This window comes from Sphingobium sp. MK2, assembly GCF_040170545.1.
Classification (GTDB): Bacteria; Pseudomonadota; Alphaproteobacteria; order Sphingomonadales; family Sphingomonadaceae; genus Sphingobium.
In genome coordinates this window covers 1-1,058 of the sequence record NZ_JAZDXA010000105.1, presented here as the reverse complement: position 1 = coordinate 1,058, position 1,058 = coordinate 1, and the positions used below count along the sequence as shown (strand labels likewise).

The following is a 1,058-nucleotide window of genomic DNA, read 5'->3' as shown; positions in this document are numbered from 1 at the left end:
AACTTTCTTCGCTCCATTCACGTCCTCCAGTCTGATAAACACCTTATCTTGGTGTCCACCAAACCGGCAGCAGGCCACAGAACCTTGAGGAACGCGGCTGCCGCGAGCTTGGTCGCCTTGCGGTATATTCGAGCAAACACCAGCTTTGACGTACGATCCACCGCGACAAACAGGAAGCCTTTGCCGCCCTCGTAGCGCAGTTCGGCAATGTCGATATGGAAGTAGCCGATCTCATATTTCTTGAACGCCTTGGGCTTCTCCCTATCGGCTTTTGGCAGCCGGGATATGCCGTAGCGCTGCAGACATCGGTGTAAGCTGCTTCGCGTCAGGTGAGGAATGACGTCCTTCAGGGCGATGAAAACATCGTCGAGCGGAAGCCGGGCCTGTACGCGCAGGGCTACGATCGCGGCTTCTTCCATGGGCGAGAGCACGGTGCTGCGAGGTGCCTTTGGACCCATCGGCAGATCGTCTACCGACTGACGCGAACGCCATTTGATCACGGTCTTTTCGTTGATCCCGAACCGCTTCGCGAGGCTCGCGACCGAAGCTTCCGATCGCTGTAGCTCGCCTCGTATGGCGTGCGTGGTCTTGGCGCACCCGTGGAGAATTTGTCCCATAATGCCCTCCGCTGTGAGGATGATAATTCTACACCATCACAACCTGGGACTAAACACCTAGGGTCAGGATCTGTAATTTGCAGTTGCTTGGCGGTTGTCCCTTGAGGGTCTCAAGTGTCAATCGGCGTGCAAACGGACCCCCTGTCAGGATGGCGGAACGTTGATGTGACGGGCTTCCTTGCGCTGCGCGCGGCGTAGGGAGGGCGTAGCCCGACCGGAGGCGCGCGCAGCGCAAAGCATCTTTTAATTGATTGCCGCTGGGGCGGATCAGCTGCGGTTTTTGAAGCGCCAGTTGTCATTGCCGGTCTCGACAATGTCGCAATGATGGGTGACGCGATCCAGGAGCGCGGTTGTCATCTTGGAATCGCCGAACGTTTCATGATGCTGCTTTCCTGGAAGGGGTCATACTGTAATTTGGCGCTGTGAGCGCCTTTATTTGCT

The 1,058-nt window shown here is 56.9% G+C and carries 2 pseudogenes; both read right to left on the bottom strand.

What is annotated here, in order from left to right:
* Nucleotides 1-77: 77 nt before the first annotated feature.
* Nucleotides 78-617, bottom strand: a pseudogene (locus tag V2I08_RS20485) (IS481 family transposase); the annotation flags it as partial.
* A gap of 267 nt (nucleotides 618-884) precedes the next feature.
* Nucleotides 885-995 (bottom strand): annotated as a pseudogene (locus tag V2I08_RS20480) (ATP-binding protein); the annotation flags it as partial.
* Between the last annotated feature and the right edge of the window lie 63 nt (nucleotides 996-1,058).